Consider the following 1,316-nt stretch of genomic DNA (forward strand, 5'->3'; position numbering starts at 1 on the left):
CAACAGGGTCTAACCCACCATTAAGAGCCACGTAATATACTCACTGTTTGTAGTCTCTACATTATGGGGAAGGAAACTTATTTTCATTCCTGGGGTGAGAGCGAGAGATCATGATTGTTTTCTCATAAATGTAGCTAATTTTTTGGATAACCTGGCTTATTCAGACGTATTTTTTGGTCAAAAGCAACAAAGTTTGAGAAGAGAGCCTTTAAGATACAAACAATTGCTATGAAACCATTATTATATAATGAATCAATTCCATTTCTTATTCTTCCCACCCCCAAGCCACTTAGATCAAACGTTTCTAGCTTGTCTAGTGTCCCTCGACTGAATAACTGTTCTTCCCCATTCTGATTTTTAAATGAATCCTAAAGTTTGTAACATCCCAGATCCACTATCTAGTGCACGTTTGATCAGTTCCCTGTTCCGTATGTTGTGGTCTTCAAAAGATTCTGCTTCTTAGCTGTTACTAATTCTAGTCCACTTGAACTTGCATCTCAATCACGGCGGTACTTCCATCATCAAGGATACCTTAAGTCGCATCTACCTTCTCCCTTAAGGTATCAATAACCTCTGTCTTAACAAATTTCCCATTAGATGTACTAACAAGAGACTACTCCCACGTCAGCGACCGGTACACTCTTACATTCAGCATCGGGATATACCGTTCGAATTCTCTTATCCATAGCAAAGGCAGCTTTTTTCGCCGTCATACTTTCGTTTAGTCGGATTTTTCCGTCTATTTGAGCTATTTTCAGTGCTAACTCCTAATTTAAGAGAAATTTCCCGCATATTATCAATTATAAACAACGAAATTTTCCAGTATTTTAATTAAATAAAACCATTTCTATGCTTAAATTGAAAAGTGCTAGTTGCTAGCCTTGATTCATCTGTTCCCCAAACTATTTACTTACTAATAGTAAGACGCTTCGGTTGTATTTTACAAAACAACAAAGACTGAAATATAGCTTAATAAAATACTACAAAAGGATAGCTTTCGCTATCACTATTTTACTATCAGTTTCCCCTCCTCAAACCGCACGTGAAGTTTCCTTCATATTATATTACAACGTCACGAGTCTTTATCACAGGGTTTTCCCACCAGTCGCCTATCAACTACTGAGCGTCTTGATCCTAATTCATATTGGACTTTCACTAACTAGCAATTAGCCATTTTCTGGACACAAATAAAAAGACAACCAAAATTGGTTGTCTTTTGCGTTGCCTGGCGACGTCCTACTCTCACAGGGGGAATCCCCCAACTACCATCGGCGCTGAGAAGCTTAACTTCCGTGTTCGGCATGGGAACGGGTGTG

General features: G+C 38.7%; 1 rRNA gene. It reads right to left on the minus strand.

Features of this window, described 5'->3' with window-relative positions:
• Positions 1-1,223: 1,223 nt before the first annotated feature.
• Positions 1,224-1,316 (minus strand): 5S ribosomal RNA (gene rrf / locus M3182_RS25510); the annotation flags it as partial.

This window comes from Mesobacillus maritimus, assembly GCF_023715205.1.
In the GTDB taxonomy this organism is placed as follows: Bacteria; Bacillota; Bacilli; order Bacillales; family Cytobacillaceae; genus Mesobacillus_B; species Mesobacillus_B maritimus_C.